This is a genomic window from Rhizobium etli 8C-3 (assembly GCF_001908375.1).
Taxonomy (GTDB): Bacteria; Pseudomonadota; Alphaproteobacteria; order Rhizobiales; family Rhizobiaceae; genus Rhizobium; species Rhizobium etli_B.
Window position 1 is genome coordinate 216,988 of record NZ_CP017244.1, and the last position, 21,173, is coordinate 238,160.

The 21,173-nt window shown below is 62.5% G+C and carries 21 protein-coding genes and 2 pseudogenes; 14 read left to right on the top strand and 9 right to left on the bottom strand.

Annotated features, from left to right (window positions below; translation table 11 throughout):
• Positions 1–381 precede the first annotated feature (381 nt).
• The 7 genes from AM571_RS25880 (at position 382) to AM571_RS25910 (ending at position 6,439) form a co-directional block, all read left to right on the top strand.
• Positions 382–810 (top strand): acetyl-CoA carboxylase biotin carboxyl carrier protein, encoded by a 429-nt coding sequence (locus AM571_RS25880; protein ID WP_074063903.1) that lies wholly within the window; start codon positions 382–384, stop codon positions 808–810.
• A complete protein-coding gene (gene accC, locus AM571_RS25885) occupies positions 810–2,204 on the top strand; it encodes an acetyl-CoA carboxylase biotin carboxylase subunit (RefSeq protein ID WP_074063904.1) in 1,395 nt (464 codons plus the stop codon). The genes AM571_RS25880 and accC overlap by 1 nt, the downstream gene beginning before the upstream one ends.
• Positions 2,201–2,623 (top strand): acetyl-CoA carboxylase, encoded by a 423-nt coding sequence (locus tag AM571_RS25890; protein WP_074063905.1) that lies wholly within the window; start codon positions 2,201–2,203, stop codon positions 2,621–2,623. The genes accC and AM571_RS25890 overlap by 4 nt, the downstream gene beginning before the upstream one ends.
• Positions 2,620–3,324 carry a 5-oxoprolinase subunit PxpB gene (gene pxpB, locus AM571_RS25895; protein ID WP_074063906.1) on the top strand — a complete coding sequence of 235 codons (705 nt, stop codon included), beginning with the start codon at positions 2,620–2,622 and terminating at the stop codon, positions 3,322–3,324. Before AM571_RS25890 ends, pxpB begins: the two co-directional genes overlap by 4 nt.
• On the top strand, positions 3,321–4,316 hold the full coding sequence (locus tag AM571_RS25900; RefSeq protein WP_074063907.1) for a biotin-dependent carboxyltransferase family protein: 996 nt from the start codon (positions 3,321–3,323) through the stop codon (positions 4,314–4,316). Before pxpB ends, AM571_RS25900 begins: the two co-directional genes overlap by 4 nt.
• Before the next feature lie 90 nt (positions 4,317–4,406).
• Entirely contained in the window at positions 4,407–5,174 is a 768-nt protein-coding gene (locus tag AM571_RS25905) for a 5-oxoprolinase subunit PxpA (protein WP_074065575.1), read from the top strand.
• A 62-nt stretch (positions 5,175–5,236) separates the two neighbouring features.
• The gene (locus AM571_RS25910; RefSeq protein WP_074063908.1) at positions 5,237–6,439 is read left to right on the top strand and encodes a pyridoxal phosphate-dependent aminotransferase; all 1,203 of its coding nucleotides are present in this window, start codon (positions 5,237–5,239) and stop codon (positions 6,437–6,439) included.
• A gap of 13 nt (positions 6,440–6,452) precedes the next feature.
• Here AM571_RS25910 and nac read toward each other — a convergent pair whose 3' ends face one another.
• Positions 6,453–7,412 carry a nitrogen assimilation transcriptional regulator NAC gene (gene nac / locus AM571_RS25915; protein ID WP_074063909.1) on the bottom strand — a complete coding sequence of 320 codons (960 nt, stop codon included), beginning with the start codon at positions 7,410–7,412 and terminating at the stop codon, positions 6,453–6,455.
• Positions 7,413–7,592: 180 nt separating this feature from the next.
• Between nac and AM571_RS25920 the strand changes: the two genes are divergently transcribed.
• The 6 genes from AM571_RS25920 to AM571_RS25945 all read left to right on the top strand — a co-directional run bounded on the left by AM571_RS25920 (position 7,593) and on the right by AM571_RS25945 (position 12,261).
• Positions 7,593–8,372: an SDR family oxidoreductase gene (locus AM571_RS25920; RefSeq protein WP_074063910.1), complete on the top strand. Its 780-nt coding sequence runs from the start codon at positions 7,593–7,595 to the stop codon at positions 8,370–8,372.
• A complete protein-coding gene (locus AM571_RS25925) occupies positions 8,369–9,076 on the top strand; it encodes an amino acid ABC transporter permease (protein ID WP_074063911.1) in 708 nt (235 codons plus the stop codon). Before AM571_RS25920 ends, AM571_RS25925 begins: the two co-directional genes overlap by 4 nt.
• A complete protein-coding gene (locus AM571_RS25930) occupies positions 9,073–9,831 on the top strand; it encodes an amino acid ABC transporter permease (RefSeq protein WP_074063912.1) in 759 nt (252 codons plus the stop codon). The genes AM571_RS25925 and AM571_RS25930 overlap by 4 nt, the downstream gene beginning before the upstream one ends.
• Positions 9,828–10,592 (top strand): amino acid ABC transporter ATP-binding protein, encoded by a 765-nt coding sequence (locus AM571_RS25935; protein ID WP_074063913.1) that lies wholly within the window; start codon positions 9,828–9,830, stop codon positions 10,590–10,592. The genes AM571_RS25930 and AM571_RS25935 overlap by 4 nt, the downstream gene beginning before the upstream one ends.
• A 32-nt stretch (positions 10,593–10,624) precedes the next feature.
• Positions 10,625–11,467 carry an ABC transporter substrate-binding protein gene (locus tag AM571_RS25940; RefSeq protein ID WP_074063914.1) on the top strand — a complete coding sequence of 281 codons (843 nt, stop codon included), beginning with the start codon at positions 10,625–10,627 and terminating at the stop codon, positions 11,465–11,467.
• A gap of 89 nt (positions 11,468–11,556) precedes the next feature.
• On the top strand, positions 11,557–12,261 hold the full coding sequence (locus tag AM571_RS25945) for a 4-carboxy-4-hydroxy-2-oxoadipate aldolase/oxaloacetate decarboxylase (protein WP_074063915.1): 705 nt from the start codon (positions 11,557–11,559) through the stop codon (positions 12,259–12,261).
• A gap of 178 nt (positions 12,262–12,439) precedes the next feature.
• Here AM571_RS25945 and AM571_RS25950 read toward each other — a convergent pair.
• Positions 12,440–12,674, bottom strand: a pseudogene (locus AM571_RS25950) (mobile mystery protein B); the annotation flags it as partial.
• 245 nt (positions 12,675–12,919) lie between these two features.
• Here AM571_RS25950 and AM571_RS25955 point away from each other — a divergent pair.
• On the top strand, positions 12,920–14,104 hold the full coding sequence (locus AM571_RS25955; protein ID WP_074063916.1) for a hypothetical protein: 1,185 nt from the start codon (positions 12,920–12,922) through the stop codon (positions 14,102–14,104).
• A gap of 26 nt (positions 14,105–14,130) precedes the next feature.
• Here AM571_RS25955 and AM571_RS25960 read toward each other — a convergent pair whose 3' ends face one another.
• The 7 genes and pseudogenes from AM571_RS25960 to AM571_RS25990 form a co-directional block, all read right to left on the bottom strand.
• Complete coding sequence (locus AM571_RS25960; RefSeq protein WP_074063917.1) at positions 14,131–15,144, bottom strand: succinylglutamate desuccinylase/aspartoacylase family protein; 1,014 nt, start codon at positions 15,142–15,144, stop codon at positions 14,131–14,133.
• Positions 15,145–15,195: 51 nt separating this feature from the next.
• Positions 15,196–15,451, bottom strand: a pseudogene (locus AM571_RS25965) (Rid family hydrolase).
• Positions 15,452–15,488: 37 nt separating this feature from the next.
• Positions 15,489–16,796, bottom strand: coding sequence for an alanine racemase (locus AM571_RS25970; protein ID WP_074063918.1), 1,308 nt, complete (start codon positions 16,794–16,796; stop codon positions 15,489–15,491).
• Complete coding sequence (locus tag AM571_RS25975) at positions 16,789–17,745, bottom strand: amidohydrolase family protein (protein ID WP_074063919.1); 957 nt, start codon at positions 17,743–17,745, stop codon at positions 16,789–16,791. The genes AM571_RS25970 and AM571_RS25975 overlap by 8 nt, the downstream gene beginning before the upstream one ends.
• Positions 17,742–18,683, bottom strand: coding sequence for an ABC transporter permease (locus AM571_RS25980; RefSeq protein WP_074065576.1), 942 nt, complete (start codon positions 18,681–18,683; stop codon positions 17,742–17,744). The genes AM571_RS25975 and AM571_RS25980 overlap by 4 nt, the downstream gene beginning before the upstream one ends.
• On the bottom strand, positions 18,680–19,642 hold the full coding sequence (locus AM571_RS25985) for an ABC transporter permease (protein ID WP_074063920.1): 963 nt from the start codon (positions 19,640–19,642) through the stop codon (positions 18,680–18,682). The genes AM571_RS25980 and AM571_RS25985 overlap by 4 nt, the downstream gene beginning before the upstream one ends.
• Positions 19,642–21,156, bottom strand: a complete 1,515-nt coding sequence (locus tag AM571_RS25990) for a sugar ABC transporter ATP-binding protein (RefSeq protein WP_074063921.1) — start codon at positions 21,154–21,156, stop codon at positions 19,642–19,644. The genes AM571_RS25985 and AM571_RS25990 overlap by 1 nt, the downstream gene beginning before the upstream one ends.
• Between the last annotated feature and the right edge of the window lie 17 nt (positions 21,157–21,173).

The window sequence follows — 21,173 nt, forward strand, 5'->3', positions numbered from 1 at the left end:
TCAGGCGGCAGAGGGCAATGTGGGGACGGAACACCCGTTACTGTTAATCGGCAACCACAGCCAGACTTGATTGAAAGAAATTATCCTTGGGATGTTAGCAATGTCCTGACGGCCTGAGGTGGGTACGAGCTGCGTCTATGACCGGTCAATCTGATTAATCCGTGACGGGCGCGGTTTCCTGACCTCGAAACCATTCAGTTGAGAGCAGTCATCACTCTCCCTCGTGACTCCCGGGCGACGGAAACATGACAGTTGAGCAAGCATGCTCCATCAAAAGTTCGTCTGACCCCATCAGTCGGCGCATCGTGCTAGGGAAATCTAACGCCGGGCGATTTGAAACCTCAGGTCTGCGCGGTGAATTTTTAAATCCCGAGCACGCACATGGACCTCTCGAAGATCAAGACGCTGATCGACTTTGTCGGCCGATCGAACATTGCCGAGCTGACCGTGACGGAAAAGGACGTGACGGTTCGGATTTTCCGAGCGTCTCCGGGACAGGGGGCCGCCGGCGAGTTCCCGCAAAAAGCAGGATCTCCGGCCAGCCTTGTCCCCGATGCGCCTTCGAGCATCGACAAAACCCATGCAGTAAAGGCGCCCGTTTTCGGCGTTCTGCACCGGGCCCCGGCGCCCGGCGAGCCGCCATTCGTTGCCATCGGCGACGAGGTGGAGGAGGGGCAGACGCTCTTCATCATCGAGGCGATGAAGGTCTTCAACAAGATCGCCGCGCCGCGGGCCGGGCGCATCACGCACCTGATCGAAATCGACGGTGGCGAGATCGAGACCGGCGAACTGCTGGCGGAGATTGCCTGATGCTGGAAACGCCTGAACAAACCGCAGCCGCCGAACTCCGTTTCGATACTGTGCTTATCGCCAACCGCGGCGAGATCGCCGCCCGGATAATGCGCGCCTGTCGCGACCTCGGCCTCAAGGCGGTCGCCATCTGTTCCGAGGCGGACAGGCAAGCGCCTTACAGCGAAGCGGCAGACGCTTTTCTCTGCATCGGCCCGTCGAGCGCAGGCAAGAGCTATCTCAATCAGGATGCCATCCTTCTCGCGGCCCGCCTGACCGGCGCGGGCGCCATCCACCCCGGCTACGGTTTTCTGTCGGAGAACGCCGCATTCGCCGACGCGGTCGAAAGGGCGGGGCTGGTCTTCATTGGCCCGGCCGCTTCTTCGATCGCGACCATGGGCGACAAGATCGCGGCGAAGCGGGCGATGATGGCGGCCGGTGTCCCCTGCGTTCCCGGTCCTGATACCGCGCTGCCCGACGAGCCGGCTTCGGTCGAGCGCATCGCGCTGGAGATCGGTTACCCCGTTATCGTCAAAGCGTCTGGCGGCGGCGGCGGGCGCGGCATGCGCGTGGTGCCTGAGGCCGACCAGTTGCAGGAAGCGATCGCGCTGACGCGAGAAGAGGCGCGCAAAGCCTTCGGCTCGCCCTCGCTCTACATGGAGAAATTCCTCCAGCATCCGCGCCACATCGAAATACAGGTTCTTTGCGACGATCACGGCAATGCCGTTTGGCTGGGGCACCGGGACTGCTCCATGCAGCGCCGCCATCAGAAAGTGGTGGAGGAAGCACCGGCGCCCGGCATAGCACCCGATATCATCCAGCCGGTCGGCATGGCCTGCGTGGAAGCCTGCCGCCAGATTGGCTACCGGGGCGTCGGAACCTTCGAGTTCCTCTATGAGGACGGCGCTTTCTATTTCATCGAAATGAACACGCGACTTCAGGTCGAGCATCCCGTCACCGAGATGACGAGCGGGCTCGATATCGTCCAGGCGCAGATCAACACGGCGCAGGGTCGAGTTCTGCATCTCGCCCAACGCGATGTGACATGCGAAGGCCATTCTTTCGAATGCCGCATCAATGCCGAAGACCCCGAAAACTTCCTGCCGTCGGCGGGTGTCATCACTCATCTGGCTTTGCCTCAGGGACCTGGTATCCGCGTCGATACGCATATCCATGCCGGCTATAAGGTCTCGCCCTATTACGACTCGCTGATCGCCAAGCTGATCGTGCATGCGCCGACGCGGGCGAAAGCAATGGCAAGAATGTGCGAAGCGCTTGCCGGCACCGAGATCGACGGTATCGCCACCAATCTTCCCTTCCTGCGGGCCCTGTTCGAGGACGACGCTTTCGCGCGCGGCGAGACGGATATTCATTATCTCGAGCAATGGCTGAAGCTGCGGAGGGTGGCGGCATGAGCGCGATCGATTTCAGCGATCCGGCCACCATCGCATCCCTTACCGCCGCGCTGACGGCAGCCGGCGTGGACGGGCTGGAAATCTCCCGGCCGGCCGGGCAGCTTCGTATCGTCATTTCAGGGGAGGGCGGCGCCTCGATCAGCTCGACGGAGACGATGCCGCGCGCTCCGGGCTCCGCGCTGGTGGTCGTGAAGGCGCCGATGGCAGGATACTTCTGCGCCGAACATCCCGCCTCTACCGCGCCCCGAACTGTGCCGCGCTCCGTATCCGACGCCGATATCCTTGGCTTCATCAGGATTGGCCATGTGCTGCTTCCCCTCAGCGTCGGCCGTTCCGGTGTTTTGACCAGGTTGCTCGCAAAGCCGGGCGCGCTGGTCGGATTCGGTGACCCTCTGGTCGAAATCGAGCTCCCATCATGATCGCCACGACGAATAGACATGCGCAACGCGAGATCGTTCCGGCGACCCAAAACCGGGCGCGGGTTTCTGCGATCGGCACCCGATCCTTCCTGCTTGAAGCGCCAGGCGACTTCGAACTTGCCGCGCAGCGACGAATCTGGGCCCTGTCGCGGATCGTCAAGGGCTGGGAGGATCTTGCCGAAGATATCCCCGGGATGACCAACCTGCTGGTGATCTTCAAAGAGACGCCCCAGGATCCCGATGCGGCGGTCGTCCGGCTGCTGCAGGCATGGGAGAATGCGCAGAGCATCGATCTCGTAGGCAAGTGCATCGAAATTCCCGTCCATTACGGCGGCGAACATGCGAGCGATCTTCCGGCCCTTTGCGATCTCTCGGGCCTCAGCGATCGCGAGGTGGTGCGCATCCACCATGAAGCAACCTACCGTGTCTTCGCCTTGGGAAGCGCGCCCGGTTTCGGCTATCTGCATGGTCTCGATCCCCGTATCTACATGCCGCGAAAGACCATGCCCTCGCTGAAGATGGCGAAGGGCTGCGTTACCATCGGCGGCATGCAAACCGGCGTCGCCATGCTGACGGGCCCGAACGGCTGGAATTCCATCGGCTTTGCGACACTGGAGATGTTCGACCCAATCTCGCCGAACCCCGCCATGATGGCGCCGGGAGATACGGTGCGGTTCCTGCCCGCAAGGATCGAGCTTTGATCGAAATCTTGGAAAGTGGCCCTTTCAACACGGTGCAGGACCTCGGTCGTCCGGGCTATCGCGATATCGGCGTATCGGCTAGCGGCGCGATGGATCCGCTCGCGGCCCGGATCGGCAATATTCTCGTCGGCAATGATGAGAATGCGGCAGCGATCGAGGTGCAAACCTTCCCGTTCCGCCTTAGTTTCGAACGCCGCATGGCCTTTGCCGTGACCGGCGCCGACAGCAATCCTCATCTCGATGGATCGGAGCTGCTTTCTTGGTGCGCTCATGTCGCCGAAGCCGGACAGGTTCTCGAATTGAGGCAGCCCTTGCGGCTTTCTCGTTCCTATGTCTCGCTCGGAGGCGGGCTGGATATCCCTGTCGTCATGGGCTCGCGCAGCACGTCGCTTCGCGGCGGTTTCGGGGGCAATGCCGGTCGGCCACTGGCGAAGGGCGACCGGCTCGCGGTTGGCGAGGACTTGGAGATTGCGATGCTGCCGGCCCCAGGCCTTGCCATCATCGAGCCGGCGACGGCGTTGCGCGATGTCTTCCCGGCTCCCGTTGACGGCGTGCTGCCCATTCGCGCTCTGCCGGCCGGCGAGCATGATCTTTTCGCCCGAGACGGCGAAGAATTTTGGAGCCAGACCTGGAGGATTTCCTCTCGAAGCGACCGGACCGGCTACTGCTTGTCTGGCGAGCCGATCACGCCGACCACATCGATCGAGATGCGCTCCCATGGCGTCGTGCCCGGCGTGATCCAGGTACCGCCGGGCGGCGAACCGATCGTGCAGATGAGCGATGCGAATACGGCCGGCGGATATCCGAAGGTTGCCGGCGTGATCGAATGCGACCTCTGGCGGCTCGGCCAGGCCCGCATCGGCGCCCGCCTGAAATTCTTCCGCTCGACGCATGCCGAGGCCCGGGCCGTCGAACAGGCTGTTGGCCGCTATGTCGAGGATGTCAGGCAGACGTCCCGAATGGTCAAGCTGGCCCTGAAGGCCATGGCCTGATGTGGGACGACGGCATGGATGAAAACAAAGAGCCCAAGTCCATCAGACGGAGGTGGCATGAAAGAGGCCGCCTCTTCATTGGAGGAACGCATGAAAATCGATCTGAATTCCGACATGGGCGAAGGATTTGGCCCCTACCGGCTGTGCAACGATGAGGCGATGATGAAAATCGTCTCCTCGGCCAATATCGCCTGCGGCTTTCACGGTGGCGACCCCGACACCATGGGGCGCATGGTCCGGCTCGCGAGGTTGAACGGCATCGGTATCGGAGCCCACCCTGGCCTGCCCGACCGGCTGGGCTTCGGCCGGCGCGAAATACCGTTCCCGGCGGACGAGCTTCGCCAGCAGATGCTCTACCAGCTCGGCGCCCTGACAGCGATCGCCAGAGCTGAGCGGGTCGCCGTCTCACATATCAGCTTCCATGCCGCCATGGGCAACATGGTCAACCGCGACCCTGTCCTCGCCGACCTGATGATGGATGCGATAGCCACCGTCGACGCCAATCTCGTCGTCTTCGTCACGTCAGGCAGCGAGATCCAAAAGGCCGCCAAGCGCGCGCGCTTGAAGACGCTGGCGCTTTTCCTAGCGGACCGGGCCTATGATGCCGACGGCAAACTCGTCGCGCGCGGGCTCCCAGGCGCAGTCATCAAGGACGAGGCCTCGGTGCGCGCGCGTGTGCGGCAATTCCTGCTCGACGGAACCGTCCAGACGATCGACAGAACCGTCATCGCCATGCCGGCGCGCTCCATCCTGGTCCACAGCGATACGCCGGGCGCTCTCGAGCTTGCCGGCATCGTGCGCGGCGAGATCGAAGCCACGGGCGCCACGCTCGCGCCTGCTGCCGAACTCGCCGAATGACTCAATCCCCGATCGCCTGCCGGCGGTCTGTAACTCCAATCCCTCATCGAAAGACCACGTCGATGTCCGTCAAAGCCGATCGCCTGAAGAAGGTTTCCATATCCGCATCCGCCGCCATGACCCAACGCGCCAGAGAATTGGCCGCTGAAGGGATTAAGGTCGTCAGCCTCTCCTCCGGCGAACCGGATTTCCCCACGCCGGCGCACGCGATCGAAGCCGCCCATGTGGCGGCTCTCGCAGGCGATACGAAATATCCGCCGATGGACGGCACGCCGGCGCTCAAGGCCGCCATCATCAGGAAGTTCAAGCGCGACAACAATCTCGACTACGATGCCAGCCAGATCGTCGTCTCCGGCGGCGGCAAGCAGGTGATCTTCAATGCCATGCTGGCAACCTGCAATCCCGGTGACGAGGTCGTCATTCCGACACCTTCCTGGGTCAGCTATGCCGACATCGTCAGGTTCGCCGGCGGTGTTCCGGTCGCCGTCCCCTGTCACGAGAAGACCGGCTTCAAGCTGCGTCCGGAGGAGCTGGAAGCGGCGATCACGCCGCGTACCAAATGGCTCTTCCTGAATTTCCCAAACAACCCAACCGGTGCTGCCTGCTCCCGGGCGGAGATGGCCGCCATTGCCGAAGTCATGTTGCGCCATCCCAATGTCTGGATCATGACCGACGATATCTATGAGCACCTTGTTTATGACAACTTCCAGTTCTGCACGATGGCGGAAGTCGAGCCGATGCTCTACGAGCGCGTCCTGACGATGAACGGCGTCTCGAAAGCTTACGCGATGACCGGCTGGAGGCTCGGCTTCTGCGCCGGACCAGAAGAGCTCATCTCGGCCGTCAGCAACGTCAACGGCCAGAATGGCGGCGGCATTGCGACGCTGACGCAGGCCGCGGCGACCGCAGCGCTCGACGGGCCTCAGGATCTCTTGAAGGAGCGCGCTGCAATCTACAAGAAGAGACGGGACTTCGTCCTCGACAAATTGTCCGAGGTTGAGGGCCTGCGCTGCCACAGACCCGAAGGCGCCTTTTACATCTATCCCAATATATCGGGGCTGATCGGCAAGACGAGCAAGGGCGGACGAAAGATCGAAACCGATGTCGATTTTGTAATGGCGCTGGTGGAGGAGCATCATGTCGCAACCGTGCAAGGCGCCGCTTACGGAATGAGCCCCTTCTTCCGCATTTCCTACGCCACGAGCATGGAAAAACTCGACGAAGGCTGCGCGCGCATAGCGCAATTCTGCCGGGACATGCGCTGATTGGCGATGCGTCTTACGTTTTCAGTTGCGCCGTCAGACAAAGAAGAATGTCGCGAACGGCAAGGGCAGGCTCCGACAAAGGATTCTGATCTGAAACGCAAAGCGAAAGGGTTTCCTCTATCCTGGGCGAGACGAGCCGGCAGATCAGCGGCTCGCTCGATTCCGAGACGATGCGATCGGCAATGGCCCGCGGCATGATCGTCGCGCCGAGACCGCTCGCGACAGCGCGGGCCAGGGTGCGGACGATTTCGACTTCCGCTACGACTTTCAGATTGGTGCGGGTGCGCGTGAAGGTGGTATCGACCGCGCGGCGGACGAAATTATAGGCTGGCGGCAACAGCATCGGCATCCCGTCGAGAGCACTGACCGGAACGGGTTTCGCAGCCGCCTCGATCGCGAAGTCGCGATGGGCGACCAGAAAGAACTCTTCACTGAGTATCGGTTCAAACCGCACGCCCTTGATCGGCCCGGTTCCATGGAGCAGCGCCATTTCCAGCCGGCCGTTCATGATCATCTGGCTGTACGTCTGGCCGACGCTTTCGGTCAGATGCAACAGGATGCCAGGGTGCAGTTTTCTGGTTTCCGCCAGGAGGTCGACCGAGAGCGTCGCAGCACTGCTGAAGGGCACGAGACCGACGGAGACGCGCCCCGCAAGCGAATTGCCGGCCGCCGATGCATCGGCCTGCGCCTGCTCCATCTGCCGGAGGATGATCTGGGCGTGGCGATACACCGCATGCCCCGCATCGGTCATACTCACACCTTGCTGGCTGCGGATTAGCAACTTGTGGCCGAAATGCTCCTCCAGCGCTGCAAGCTGCTGGCTGAGAGCCGGCTGGGCGATATGCAAAAGATCCGCCGCTCGCGTGATGCTGCCGCTGTCGACGATCACGATGAAGGATTTGAGGCGTCTGATGTCCATGAGGATCGGGGTACCATTCTGGTCTGCACGGGCCGCATGTTTGCAGAGGCGCATTGCTTTTGCAACGCGATGAGGTCTCAGGCCAGGCCGCGCGGGGACGCCGGCATCGCTGTTTTCTCTTGGTCAGCAAGCCGCAGCTGCTCCATAACCGTTGCTTATTGCTCCAGAGATAATCGGTCTTAGGCAAGGGGTTAAAGCTTCGCTACTGTCTCAATCAACAACAGGGGAACGACAATGCCATTCTCCGACTACAAGACCGCGCTGGTAACTGGCGCATCGTCCGGAATCGGTGCAGCCGTTGTCGAGCGGCTGCGCCAGGAGAACATCGAGGTCCATGCCGTTGCCCGCAGTGGCCAAGCGCTGCAGATGCTGGCTGCGCGGACGGGCTGCATCCCTCATGTCATCGATGTGACCGACCGTCCCGCGATGGCCGAGCTCGCGGGTAGAGTAGAATTCGATATTCTCGTCAACAATGCCGGCGTCGACCGACCGAAGAAATTCCTCGAAGCCGACGAGAGCGATATCGATCTGCTCATCGACGTCAATCTTCGCGCGGTCCTGCACCTCTGCCGCCTGGTCGTGCCCGGCATGGTGGCGAGGGATCGCGGCCACGTCATCAATATCTCGTCGATCGCCGGTACCTATAATTTCGGCGGCAACTCGTCCTATCATGCCACCAAGGCCGGGGTGAGCATGCTCTCTAACCAGCTGCGCATCGACGCGTTCGGCAAGCGTGTCCGGGTCACGGAGATCTGCCCCGGCCGTGTGGCTACGGACATCTTCAATCACGTCCATGGCAACGATCCCAGCGTCCGCGAACGGTTCGTCGATGGCTTCGAACTGCCGCAGGCGACCGATATTGCCGACGCTATTGCCTTCGCAATCGCAGCTCCAGTCGCGGTCAACATCGGACATATGGAAATCACGCCGACGCTGCAGGTCATGGGCGGCCTGCAGACGGCAAAGCCGCAGCCCGAGGCGAAGTCGAATCAATCCGGGGAGCCGACCCCGTGATCGGCTTCGACCTTTCGGCAATCCTGGGGCATCCCGAATATGCCGCCATGCTACTGCATGGCGTCGAGATGACCTTCATCATCTATGCCGGGTCGTGGTCGCTGGCAATGGCGCTCGCACTTGTGCTGCTGGGTGTGCGCCTGTCGCCCTTTCGCTTCGGCGATCCGTTGGTCGCCGCTTACGTTTCCTATCATCGAAACGTCCCCACTCTGGTGCAGCTCATGCTCTGGTATTTCGGCATCTTCACGCTGATGCCAAGCGGCATGGCGACATGGCTTGCAGGCCATAATGCAGAGGCGATCTTTGCGGTGATCGGGCTCGGGCTCTGCCAGGCGGCCTATTTCAGCGAAGATCTCCGTTCGGGCGTGCGGTCGGTCGGTGACGGCCAGATGCAGGCCGCCCGCGCCCTCGGCCATGGCTACGTCTCGGCGATGCGTTTCGTCATCATACCGCAGGGGGTGCGCAATGCTTTGCCGCCGCTCGTCAATCACAGCGTTTCCCTGTTCAAGAACAGCAGCCTCGCCGTCGTCATCGGCGCGTCGGAATTGACGCACGCCGTCAAGGAGATCGATAACCTCAGCTTCCGAACCTTCGAAATCTATTTGATCGGCACGGTTCTCTACCTGTCCTTCTCGCTCGTGATCATGAGCATCGGCGCCTATGTGTCGATGCGCGCGGATCCTGCGTGGAGGGCGCGCGCATGATCGAGGACATGATCGCCATCATCCGCGACTACTGGCTGCTGCTTTTGATTGGCCAATATCCGAACGGGCCGCTAGGCGGGCTCGCCAACACGCTGATCCTTTCCGCACTCAGCATCGCTCTCGCCTTTCCGGCGAGCATCCTGTTCGCACTGGCGCGGCTCTCCAAATCTCCGCTGCTTCGCTGGCCGGCCACTGCCCTTGTTTATTTCACCCGAGGCGTGCCGCTCCTGATGCTCATCCTGTGGAGCTATTTCCTGGTGCCGCTGCTGACGGGCGCCGATGTGCCGAGTTTCGTCACGATGCTGACGACGCTGGTGGTCTATCAAAGCGCATTCCTCAGCGAAGTCGTCCGGGCCGGTATCGTCGCGCTGGGACCAGGCCAGATGGATGCAGCACGTGCGCTTGGTCACAGCTATATCGGCGCGATGCGCTGCATCATCCTGCCGCAAGCACTCTACAACATGATCCCCAGCATCATCTCCACCTTCGTCTCGACGATCAAGGACACCACACTCGGCTATGTGATCAACGTGCCGGACCTCACCTTTGCGGCAAGCCAGGTCAACAACCAGCTCCTGACGCAACCTTTCCAGGTCTTCCTCCTCCTGGCGATCGTCTACTTCGTCATCTGCTGGACCCTAACCTACTTCGCAAATCGCCTCGAGCGGCGCATTACGCGGCGACGTGCGGGACTGCTCAGCGTCCCCGCCGCCCCCCTCGTCGCGCCATCGAAAATCGTATCGGAGCAGCTATGATCATGTCAGTTTCAGCACAGGAATCGCAGACAATCCGGCTTTTGCAGGTCTGCAAGAGCTATGGCGACTATCCGGTCCTGAAGGACATCGATGCGCAGGTCGCACGCGGCGAGGTGGTCGTCATCTGCGGTCCATCAGGTTCAGGAAAATCAACGCTGATCCGCACGATCAATCGCCTGGAAGAGATCAACAGCGGATCGATCACGCTCGACGGGCAGAACATTCACGCCTCAATGCGGGCGAAGGAGCTCAACGTAATGCGCAGCCGGATCGGCTTCGTATTCCAGAACTTCAATCTTTTTCCGCATCTTTCGGTCACTGAGAACGTGTCGATGTCGCCGATCAGGGTGAAGGGCGTTACGCCTGATGTCGCCCACGAAAAGGCCCTCAAGCTCCTCGACCGGGTCGGCCTTGCCGACAAGGCCAGCGCCTATCCCGGCCAGCTGTCGGGCGGCCAGCAGCAGCGGGTGGCGATCGCGCGCGCTCTTGCCATGGAACCGCCGGTGATGCTGTTCGACGAGCCGACGAGCGCGCTCGATCCTGAAATGGTTGGTGAGGTGCTCGCCGTCATGAAGAGCCTGGCCAAGGAGGGCATGACCATGCTCTGCGTCACTCATGAGATGGGTTTCGCACGCGAGGTCGCGGATCGGATCTGGTTCATCGACGCCGGTCAGATCATCGAAATGGCGACCCCTGAAGACTTCTTCAGCAATCCACGCCACCCTCGGGCTCAGCGTTTCCTCGCTGATCTCAGGCACTGATTACCAACGACCAAAAACAAAGGAGAACAGCAATGAACTGGAAATGCCTGAGCCTCACCGTCGCATTTTCCGGCTTGGCCGCGGCCGCGGCCGTGCCCGCGCACGCCGATCAGCTCGACACCATCATGTCTTCGAAGACCCTGCGCTGCGCGACCTTCGCCGACGTTCCTCCCTTCGCTTCGCCTGATCCGAAGACCCGTGAAATGACCGGTTTCGATGTCGACCTCTGCGGTGCCATCGCCAGGGAAATGGGCGTCAAAGCTGAAATCAAGCCAGTTTCGGTGGAGGCGCGCGTGCCCGAGGTCAAGCTTGGCCGCGTCGACATCACGGTCGCCAACCTTGCCTATACGCTGAGCCGCGCCGAGCAGATCCAGTTCAGCGATCCCTACTATCTCGCCAAGGAAATGCTGATCGTCCCGGCGGACGACCTAGGCAAGAACAAGGCCGATTACGCAGGCCAGCGCATCGCTTCGACCAAGGGCTCGACTTCGGAAATGTCCATCAAGCTCAACAAGTCCGATCCGCTGACATTCCAGGATACCGCCTCTGCCTATCTCGCGGTCCAGCAGGGCAAGGCGCGCGGCATGGTGGCCAACACGATGACGACGACCAAGTTCGTCAATGAATCGAAGAGCAGGGGCAAGGAAATGCGGATGATCGAGGAGCCGATGCTGTATCAGCCGATCGGCATCGGCATGGCCAAGGATCAGCCGGCGCTCACGGTCAAGATCAACGAAATCCTGCACAAGCTCGACGGGTCAGGCGAGATCAACAAGATCTGGGACAAGTGGCTCGGCCCGAACACCGAATACAAGATGACCCGCACCGATAAGGTCCTGCCGCTCTCCGAGTTGAAGTTCGACCCGATCCCATAGGCCGATCGGCCTCGACGTCATCCAGCGACGATTTCCAAAGAATCAGACGACGGGGCATGTGCGCCGTCGATCAAAGATGTGAGGCATCCATGATCCATATAAAAGATATCACTGAACGGCCTGATAAAGCCGATATCGATGCGATTTCCAGATTTTCGCCGGCGACGATCCACGAGGCCCAGGGTCGCCGCGGCGCGCTTTCCTCCCGCCTCAAGCCCGTGGACTACCGCATGAAGCTGTGCGGTCCGGCCTTTACGGTGAAATGCGCACCGCGCGATAACATCATGCTGCAGCTCGCTATCAACTATGCGAAACCCGGCGATATTATCGTCGTATCGGCCGGCGAATACGAGGAGGCCGGCTCCTTCGGCGATGTTCTTGCCAATGCCTGCCTTGCAAAGGGTATCGGCGGCCTCGTCACCGACACCGGCGTGCGCGACACGCTGCAGCTGCGGGAGCTCGGTTTTCCCGTATTCTCGCTCAGTGTCTGCATCAAGGGAACGGTGAAGGAAACCATTGCGGCTGTGAACGATCCGATCATCGTCGGCGGCGAAACCATCAATCCCGGCGACATCATGGTCGGCGATGCCGACGGACTGGTGGTCGTGCGCAGGCAGGAAGCACAGGAAGCAGCAAGACTCTCACAGGCCCGCGAAGATGCCGAAGCCGGCTATATCGCCGCCTACAAGGAGGGGAAATCGGTCATCGAGGTCAGCAAGCTGGAACCCGTGCTGAAGGCCAAGGGCCTCGTCGTCGATAGCTGGTTTATCGGCGTAGGGCATCGAATTACTTGAGAAAGACACCTCGGCACTCCCCCAGGCAAGTCACGAAAATATCCGTCGTGCCGACAGGCTCGGTCTATCAGACACCGAGTTGATCTGCTTGGGCGTCGCCAAGTTCATATCCGTTCAAGGCGCCACTCTCCCGCAGAGCGGAAATAATTCTGTGTAACGTGACCCCTCTCTCGACTCGGCTGCGTGCGAATTCCCAGCATCGGTCCGATGTCATGATTGTCCGCCGCACGTAGTGCTGCGACATAACGTGCACGCAGTTGGCCGACGTTGGCCAGACTGCCACCGCCCCAGCTGAAAGGCTTGCCGCCAAGCCGCTCAATCAGAACATCAGCCGCCAGGCGCGCATGACGACCATTTCCGTTCGGAAATGGGTGAATCGCGACCAGGCGATGGTGGAACCGGATCGCGATCTCATGGAGCTCGCATCCCGCGATCTTGCGTGCACGAGACTCGACTACAGCTTCAAGGGAGCTGTTTCTCTCATTTGATATTTGTCGTCATCGGTTGGGTCGGTTAGCCCGCGAATACAGAACCTTCCCTGAATTTCAGCCCCAGCGGTCCTTCTCCGTGTGTCCCAATCTTCTCTCGGTGTTCATGAAGGCTGGACACTATAATGGTCACGTGTTCTATAAAACGGACAGATTTGAAGGGAGTACGCATGCATCTTTCCATGTGGGCTTACCCGTGGGATGTCCAGGACCAGGGGCTCGCAGCACTTGTCGCCGACCTTCGCGACCGTGCGGGCCTCACAGCGGTCAGCCTGGCGACCTCCTATCATGCTGGCCGGTTCCTTCAGCCACGGAGCCCGCTGCAAAAGGCCTATTTCCCCGAGGACGGGACGGTCTACTTCCGGCCTGATGAAAGCCTATGGCAGGGCAAGGTGATCCGGCCGCTGATGGCCAGGAATGTAGATGAGCGCGGTGATATGCTGGACGCACTCGTCAGGGGACGCGACACGACGGGTCTCAAGGTCTCCTGCTGGACGGTCTGCCTCCACAATACCCGTCTGGGCATGCTGCATCCCGATCACGTGACGCGGAATGCCTTTGGCAATCCCAACTATTACAACCTTTGCCCCTCCAGCCCGGCGGCGCGCGCCTATGTTGTCACCCTCGTGCGCGACATCACGACGAACTACCAGCCCGATATGGTGGAACTCGAAAGTCCGAACTTCATGGGTTTCGCGCATGAATACCATCACGAGAAAGATGGTGTCGGCTTGAACGCCGAAGACGATTTCCTACTGTCACTTTGCTTCTGCGACCATTGCACGGCGCGCGCCACGAAGGCGGGCGTGCCGGTCGAAGGCGCGCGCAGATCGGTCGTGCGCTTCATCGCGGAACTGTGCGAACGGGTTGTTCCGGAACGGCAGTTCCCTGACTTCCCGGCAGCCGGCATCGATGCCTTTCGCGACTATCCGGATCTGCACGGCTATCTTGCCTGGCGCAGCGAACCGGTAACCAGTCTGATCGGCGAGATCATGGCGGCCGCCGATCCGGCGACCCGCATCGTGCTCATCGACCTGAAGGACGGCTGGCTCGGCGGCGTCGATCTTGCAGCCATCGGCAAGCTCTGCGACGGGGTCATCCTCTGCTGCTACGACATGGTTCCGGGTGTCATCGGCGATGTCATTCGGACCGGACGGGCGGCAATCGGACCGGGAAAGTTCCTCGGGGTGGGCCTGCGCGTCTTCTATCCCGAGGTCGGAGAGCCTGCGGTCCTGGCCGCACGCGCCAGAGCCTCCGTCGATGCCGGCGCTGACGGCGTGAACTTCTACAACTACGGCCTCATACCGGCAAAGCGTCTCGACTGGGTCAAGGCAGCGGTCGACGTCATCACTTAAGCGGATTAGCGCTCAGGACGCTCTCCTCAGGATGCGATGGGTTCAGCGACCTGGATCAGGCAGTCGCCGGCCTGGCTGTCGCAATGCAGCCTGTGGGAAATGACAATGCCGCTTTCGACGAAGCGCAGCTCTTCCTCCGGCTGCTCCAGGCGTTCCAGGTCATGATACCATCCGGCAAGTTCGCCGGCGGAAACGGTGGCGCCAAGTGCCGCGGCCGGCTCGAACCAGCCTCTGCGGTTCGCATAGATGCCCTGGCTGTGCCGGGACAGTGAAAGCAGCTGCAATGATCCCGGTTCGGGGAGCGGCACGCGCGACAAGACCGGACGCTCGATGATGCCGAGTGTCACGAGCAGCCGGTCGATCGCCGCCGCCGTGAAGGCCATTGTCTCAGGCGTCACGGTTCCGCCCCCGCCGAACTCGCCGGAAAGACCGACGGTTCCCGCCCGCCCGGCAGCCCCCATCGATGTCGGGGCGGTTGGCCCGTTGTCGGCAATGAAGGCATGCGATGCGCCGATCGCCCGCAGCAGCGAGACGGACCGCTCGAAGCGGGCGCCATCCGCCTGCCGCTCGATCAGCGCACAGGGTAGGTGCGCCATGGATGTGCCGCCCGAATGCAGGTCGAGCACGACGTCATGGCGGGGAAAGAGCTCGTGTTCGAGGAAATGAGCGAGGCGCGCCGTCGGTGACCCGGTGGGATCGCCGGGAAACGCCCGATTGAGGTTGCCGCCGTCAAAAGGCGAGCAGCGCTTGCCCGCCATCACCGCCGGCAGGTTCGCCATCGGCAGGACGGTGACGGCGCCACGAAGTCCCTTTACCTCCAACAGGCGCATCAACCGGCCGAGTTGGAGTTCGCCCTCATACTCGTCGCCGTGGTTGCCGGCCATCAGCAGCAAAGACGGTCCCGCGCCATTCTTCAGGCGAAGGACAGGAATGCGGATCTGATAATAGGGCGAGCGGTCGATCGAATAGGGAATGGCGAGGTGGCCGGCCTGCCGGCCCTCGCGCGAAAAGTCGATCGGATTGACGAGGCCACTATGCATGATGTCTCCAGTGTGGACGGTTATAATCCCGTCAGAGGTCGGCGAGCGTGGTCATTCGATGCGCAGATCGGGATCGGCGAGGCTACCTCGACGCAGGCGCGAGCCGGCAGGAAGACGGTGACGGCTATGAGGCGCGAGCGGTCCATACCGGCTTCCTTCAACAGGACGTCGATCTTGCAGAGCACATCGCGGGTCTGGACCTCAATGTGCGCCTTTCGACTTTCTGCGACCTGGCCGGCAAGATAGACGAGACCCACTTAGCTGACGGTTTGGCTCGTACGCGGACCATCTGATAACGCTGCATCATGGGCGGGTTTTGCCTTTCTTGCCCTTGGAGGGCGAAGTCAGCCGAAGCTGGTCAGATAGGCCGCCGTCACCGAATGGTCCGGGTCGAGGCCGTAGAGGATAGCATGCCGGTCAAGACAGGTGCAGGGATGCGAGATGCCGTACTCGATGACGTCGCCCACAGCGACGTCGCTATCGTCGGCAAGGGCGACGAAGGCATGCTGATCGTTCAGGCGGAAAACTTCGGCGCCCCTGAGATCGGCGAGGTAGGCGCCATTGCGATAGAGCGCTAACGGCTGCGGCAGGCCCTGGTCCATCGCCACGTCGCGCATGCCCATGCCGCAGATCGCAAGCTGCGCTTCCGGCCGCGACAAGACCTCGGCCCAGACCCGCAGCGCCGGACGGAAACCTGCGGCCGCCGAAAACGTCTCGTCGCCGATGCGGAAACCGCCGCGCGCATCGAGGCCGGCAAGGCCACGCTCGTAGATACCGTGATCGTGGAAGAAGATCGCGCCGCTACGCAGAACGAGCCGGCAGGCGGGATCGGCCGCAACGGCGGTTGCAAGCCGCGCGACCACCACGTCGAAATAGACCGAGCCGCCAGCCGTGACCATGAGCGGCCGCGCGTCGCCTATGCGGGCGCGCAACTTCGGCAGGAAATCCGCTGTCATCGCCATCAGCGCGTCGACGCGAAGCATCGTCTCTTTTGCATCGGCGGTCGCGGCCGCACCTTCATAGGCGGCGATGCCGGTCAGCCCGAACGTCGGTGTCTCCACCGCAAGTATTGCGTAGAGGATTGCCTCGGCGACGACGGCGTTGCGAGCACCGGCGCGGCCGGCGCCGAACTCCACCAGCAGGCCGAGGGGCGGCAGATCCGCACGCTGCTGCCAGGCTGAGCGAAGTGCATCGACGAGGGTTGTCGAATCCACGAAGACATGCAGTTCCGCATCGGGATAATCGGCGAGCATGGCCGCAAGCCGGCGAGCAGCGGCGGCCCCGCCGATCTCGTTGGCGAGGATCAGGCGGCGCTGTCCCGCCTTGAGCAGGACGGCGGCCTGGCGGATGTCGGCGACCGTTGTACCCCAGGCGCCTGCGGTCACAAGAGCGTGCGCCAGCGCCGTCGACATCGGTGTCTTGGCGTGCGGAGCAATCTCGGCGCCGTGGCTCCTTACGTAGGCCATCATCAGATCGACATTGCAGGAGAAGGCCTGCCGGTCGAGCGAGATCAGCGGCAGGGCCATCCTGCCGTCATAGGGTTTCCATCCCTGCTTGCCGATTGCAGCAATCGGGAGCGGCGGATTGCCTGGCGGAAAACCGCGCACCCGCTCGTCGATCAACGCGTTTTCCGCGGTATGAAGGTCAGACATGGTAGCCGCTCCTGATCTCGACCGGTTCGGCGATGCCGAGGCGATAGGTGTCATTGGCAGTGGCAAAGAACAGGTCGCGCTGCTCCTCGAGAGACAGCTGCGAGACGACCGTGCGGAAAACCTGATAGACCTCGTCGAAAGAGGCGTGCAGGCCCGCGACTGGAAAGTCGCTCGCGAACATGGAGCGCGCCGGGCCGAAACAATCGAGGCAATGCTCGATCACCGGCCGCAGGCTTTCGAGCGTCCATTCGCTGTCGTAGGCGACGAGGTCGGAAATCTTCAGGCGCACGTTCGGCTCGCTACCGATCGCCTGCAGGCCGCGGCGCCAGCGCGCCATGCCGTCCTCGCTCCGATCAGTGGGGCTTCCGCCGTGGTTGAGCACGAAAAGCGTTTCCGGAAAATCCTGCACGAGCTCGAGCGCCTCGCTCATCTGCCAGGGAAAAAGCATCAGATCGAAGGCCAGCCCGAGCCGCGTGGCTTCGGCAAGCCCCGCCCGCCAGGAGGGATCGCCCATCCGGTTCGGGCGCGAGGCGAAGCTCTTCGCCGCTTCCGGATGCCAGCTGACGATATCACGGATGCCGACGACATTCGGATTTGCCGCTTCGGCCCTGAGCAAGCGTATGGCATCCGGCCCGTCGAGAGGAACACGCGCGATATAGCGATGCGCGACGCCGGAGCTGCGGTCGAGGCCATCCAGCCAGCGGCTTTCTTCCAGCGGGTGCGCATCGGACCAGCCGGCCTCCACATGCACCGTTGCAACGACGTTCTGGCGCGCGGCGTCGGCGCGATAATCGTCGACGCCGTAGTCGCGCAAGATCGGCGCGAAGCTGCCGAAGACCATATCCTCCCCGGACGCTCGCGCCTTCTGTAGCCAGGGATGACGTTGCAGCCCAAGGTCCCAGAGATGATGGTGCGGATCGACCACCGGCCCGTCATAGCGCCTCGTCATCTGCGCGCCTCGCGGCCGGATACGAGCAGAAGCGCAAGGATCAGCGTGCCGAACATGATCGACCGCCAGCCGGGGGAGGCGTTGACCACAGTGATCAGCGCCGTCGTCGTGACGAGCAGGATTGCCCCCGGAATGGTCCCGGCATAGGTGCCGCGGCCGCCAAGGATGGAGGTGCCGCCGAGCACGACGGCGGCGATCGACGTCAGCAGATAGGGGTCGCCGATACCGACATAGCCTTGCCGGTTCATGCCCAGCACGAGAATGCCCGCAAGCCCTGCGAAAAAACCCGACAGGGTATGGACCATCAGCGTGTTGCGGGTGACGCTGACGCCGGAAAGCCGGGCAGCCAGCGGATTCGCCCCAAGTGCCAGGAAACGCGCGCCGATCGGCATGCGGTGGACGAGCAGGAGAATGGCGATTGAGACTACGAGCCACAGGATGATGCCGGCCGGAATGCCGAGCGGCCGCGCCTGCCCGAGCAGAATGACCGCCGGATTGCTGACGGTGACCGCGCTGCCGCCGGCGACAATGACGAGCAAGCCCTGCAGGAAGGTCGCCATGGCAAGCGTCATGATGATCGGCGGCACGCGAAGATAGGCAGCGCCCGCGCCGTTCATGAGGCCTATGCCGGTGGCGATGGCTAGGGCCACCGCGATACCGACGAGGCCGGTCGGGTCCCAGGCCGGCGAAAAAAGCGGCAGCAGGATCGCCGTGACAGTGATGACAGCGCCGACGGAAAGATCGATGCCGCCCATAAGGATGACGAGCGTCTGCCCGGCAGCCGCAATGCCGATCACCGCGGCGAGTTCGAGCAGGTAGCGCAGGTGGCCATAGGCGCCGAAACCACGCAGCGTGAAGCTTGCGACGATCCAGACGAGTGCGACCAGTAGGAGGGTCAGGAACGGCGGATTGCGGAACGCGGACCTGATCGTGTTCATCGCCTTGCCTTCCATTGAGCGAGAAGTTCCGGCACAGCGACCGCGCCAACGATGATCAGACCCTGCGCGACATATTGCGCGACCGGCGGGAAGCCTAGGAAGAACATGACGTTGATCATGACCGAGAGCAGCAGGCTGCCACAGATCGCGCCACGCATCGTGCCCTTGCCGCCAAGAAAACCCACTCCGCCGAGCACGGCGGCGGCGATCGAGTTCAGCGTGAAGGGCGTGCCGATAACAGGATCGCCCGAGCCGGTCTGCGCAGCGACGAAGAGACCGGTCAGTGCCGCGAGAAGACCGGACAGCGCGAAGGCGACGACCTTCACACGCTCGACCGGGACGCCGGAGCGGAATGCGCCGACCGGATTGTCGCCGGCCGCGTAGATGCCGAGGCCGAGCGGCGTTGCGAGAAAGGCCTTCCAGAGCGCCAGGATGACGACGAGCAGCACAAAGGCGACGGGTGTGTGACCGGCCAGCGTCGTGGACAGCCAATCGGGGATGAACCCGCCCGGCCTCGGCAGCAGGATGAGCGCGACCCCGCCGATGATGAAGGAGCCGGCAAGCGTGACGATGATTGCAGGCAACCTCAAATGCGTCACGATGGCGCCGATGACGGCGCCGATCGAAAGACCGGCGAGTGCGACCGCAAGAATGCCGCCTGGCACGCCGAGCGCTCCTTCCATCGTCGTTGCGGCGATCACGGCTCCGAGGCTCACGAGCGGGCCGATCGCCAGTGTGATGCCGCCGTTCAGCATCAGCAGCGCCTGCGCCATGGTGACGAGCGCGAGCGGGAACCAGTTCTGCGTGAACTTGGAGAAGCCGCCAATGGAAAGGATGCCAGGAAAGAGCATCGCATAGAGGATGAGAAAGGCGGCGACAACCAGATAGAGGCCGGCCAGACCGCGGTTGCGGCGGAGTTGGATCGAGCCGTAGAGCCGCATTGGGGAACTTGCGCTCATCAGGCAGCCTCTCCCTGCGTCGTGGTGGTGATGCCCATGGCCGCGCCGACGATCGCTCCTTCGGTGATTTCATCGTTCGACAGTACCGCCGCGACACACCCCTCGCGCAGAACCACGACACGATCACAGAGATGCACGAGCTCCGGCGTATCGGAACTGGCCAGAATGACGAGCCGCCCCTCCGCGGCGAAGGCACGCAGCATGAGATAGATTTCTCGCTTGGTCTCGATGTCGACGCCGCGCGTCGGATCGTTAAGGAGCAGTACGGAGGGATCGAGCGGCAGCCATTTCGCGAGCGCCACCTTCTGCTGATTGCCGCCGGAAAGCGCCTGCACCTGGCGGTCCGTATCGCCCTTGATCTTCAGTCGGAGCGCGAGATCGGCGACGAGGCCGTTTTCCGCCTGCCGGTCGCGCAGCCCCTTGCCGGCGAGCCGTCCAAGCGAGGGAAGGATGAGATTGGATGCGATGGAATGGGGCATCACCAGCCCCTCGTGCTTGCGGTCGGCAGGGACATAGACGATGCCCGCGGCATTTGCCACGCCGACATTGGCGGGCAGGCCGGAATTGCCTGAAACCTCCGCTCTGGAAGCCGCGGCCGGAATCGCGCCGTAGAGGCCGAGCAGCAGGTCTTCCTGCCCTTGTCCCACGAGCCCGCCGATGCCGACGATCTCGCCAGCGCGGGCGCAGAAGCCGACGTCACGCACCACGCCGGCGGAAAAGCCTTCAACACGGATGCGCATCGCGCCGGGTGCTGCGGCCAGGCGGGGCGGGAACAGGTCGCCGGTCTCGCGGCCGACCATGAGGCGCACCAGGCCTTCGCCGTCGATGCCAGACAGCGACTGGTCCGCGGTGACCACGCCGTCCTTCAGCACCGTGACATGCGAGCAGAGCGCCTGCACCTCATTGAGGCGGTGGGAAATATAAAGAAGTGCCGTGCCGCGGTCCCTCAGCGTCTCGATCAGACGGGCAAGGATGCCGGCTTCGTGAGCGGAGAGCGATGAAGTCGGCTCGTCGAGGATCAGCACGCGCGGCTTTCGGAACAGCGCCTTGGCGACTTCCACCATCTGACGGCGGCCAAGCGCGAGATCGGCGACCGGCATGTCGAGCGGCTCGGTGAGCCCCACCATGTCGCAGACATCCCGGACGCCGTGATGAAGCGCTCTGTAATCGATGAGACCGAACCGGCGCGGAAACGCGCCGAGACCGACGTTTTCGGCAATCGAGAGACTGGCCGTGAGGCTCAGCTCCTGCTGAACTACGGCGATACCCGCTGCGCGCGCATCCGCCGGGCTGAAGCGCCCGACGGACTTGCCCTCGACGAGGATGGAACCACCGTCCGGCTGGAGAGCCCCGGACAGGAGATTGATCAGTGTGGACTTTCCGGCGCCGTTTTCGCCGAGCAAGGCGTGAACCCTGCCCGGCAGAAGGGCGATGTCGACGCCCTTCAAAACGGGATTGCCGAAAAATCCCCTGAACACCTGCCGGGCTTCCAGCAGGGGCCTTTTTTCCGTCATGGCGGCTTCCCTCAGCG

Excerpts from the sequence above, each read along its gene's own strand:
- AM571_RS25880 (WP_074063903.1), top strand. The coding sequence starts at position 382 with ATGGACCTCTCGAAGATCAAGACGCTGATCGACTTTGTCGGCCGATCG.
- accC (WP_074063904.1), top strand. The coding sequence starts at position 810 with ATGCTGGAAACGCCTGAACAAACCGCAGCCGCCGAACTCCGTTTCGAT.
- AM571_RS25890 (WP_074063905.1), top strand. The coding sequence starts at position 2,201 with ATGAGCGCGATCGATTTCAGCGATCCGGCCACCATCGCATCCCTTACC.
- pxpB (WP_074063906.1), top strand. The coding sequence starts at position 2,620 with ATGATCGCCACGACGAATAGACATGCGCAACGCGAGATCGTTCCGGCG.
- AM571_RS25905 (WP_074065575.1), top strand. The coding sequence starts at position 4,407 with ATGAAAATCGATCTGAATTCCGACATGGGCGAAGGATTTGGCCCCTAC.
- AM571_RS25910 (WP_074063908.1), top strand. The coding sequence starts at position 5,237 with ATGTCCGTCAAAGCCGATCGCCTGAAGAAGGTTTCCATATCCGCATCC.
- nac (WP_074063909.1), bottom strand. The coding sequence starts at position 7,412 with ATGCGCCTCTGCAAACATGCGGCCCGTGCAGACCAGAATGGTACCCCG.
- AM571_RS25920 (WP_074063910.1), top strand. The coding sequence starts at position 7,593 with ATGCCATTCTCCGACTACAAGACCGCGCTGGTAACTGGCGCATCGTCC.
- AM571_RS25930 (WP_074063912.1), top strand. The coding sequence starts at position 9,073 with ATGATCGAGGACATGATCGCCATCATCCGCGACTACTGGCTGCTGCTT.
- AM571_RS25935 (WP_074063913.1), top strand. The coding sequence starts at position 9,828 with ATGATCATGTCAGTTTCAGCACAGGAATCGCAGACAATCCGGCTTTTG.
- AM571_RS25940 (WP_074063914.1), top strand. The coding sequence starts at position 10,625 with ATGAACTGGAAATGCCTGAGCCTCACCGTCGCATTTTCCGGCTTGGCC.
- AM571_RS25945 (WP_074063915.1), top strand. The coding sequence starts at position 11,557 with ATGATCCATATAAAAGATATCACTGAACGGCCTGATAAAGCCGATATC.
- AM571_RS25955 (WP_074063916.1), top strand. The coding sequence starts at position 12,920 with ATGCATCTTTCCATGTGGGCTTACCCGTGGGATGTCCAGGACCAGGGG.
- AM571_RS25960 (WP_074063917.1), bottom strand. The coding sequence starts at position 15,144 with ATGCATAGTGGCCTCGTCAATCCGATCGACTTTTCGCGCGAGGGCCGG.
- AM571_RS25970 (WP_074063918.1), bottom strand. The coding sequence starts at position 16,796 with ATGTCTGACCTTCATACCGCGGAAAACGCGTTGATCGACGAGCGGGTG.
- AM571_RS25975 (WP_074063919.1), bottom strand. The coding sequence starts at position 17,745 with ATGACGAGGCGCTATGACGGGCCGGTGGTCGATCCGCACCATCATCTC.
- AM571_RS25980 (WP_074065576.1), bottom strand. The coding sequence starts at position 18,683 with ATGAACACGATCAGGTCCGCGTTCCGCAATCCGCCGTTCCTGACCCTC.
- AM571_RS25985 (WP_074063920.1), bottom strand. The coding sequence starts at position 19,642 with ATGAGCGCAAGTTCCCCAATGCGGCTCTACGGCTCGATCCAACTCCGC.
- AM571_RS25990 (WP_074063921.1), bottom strand. The coding sequence starts at position 21,156 with ATGACGGAAAAAAGGCCCCTGCTGGAAGCCCGGCAGGTGTTCAGGGGA.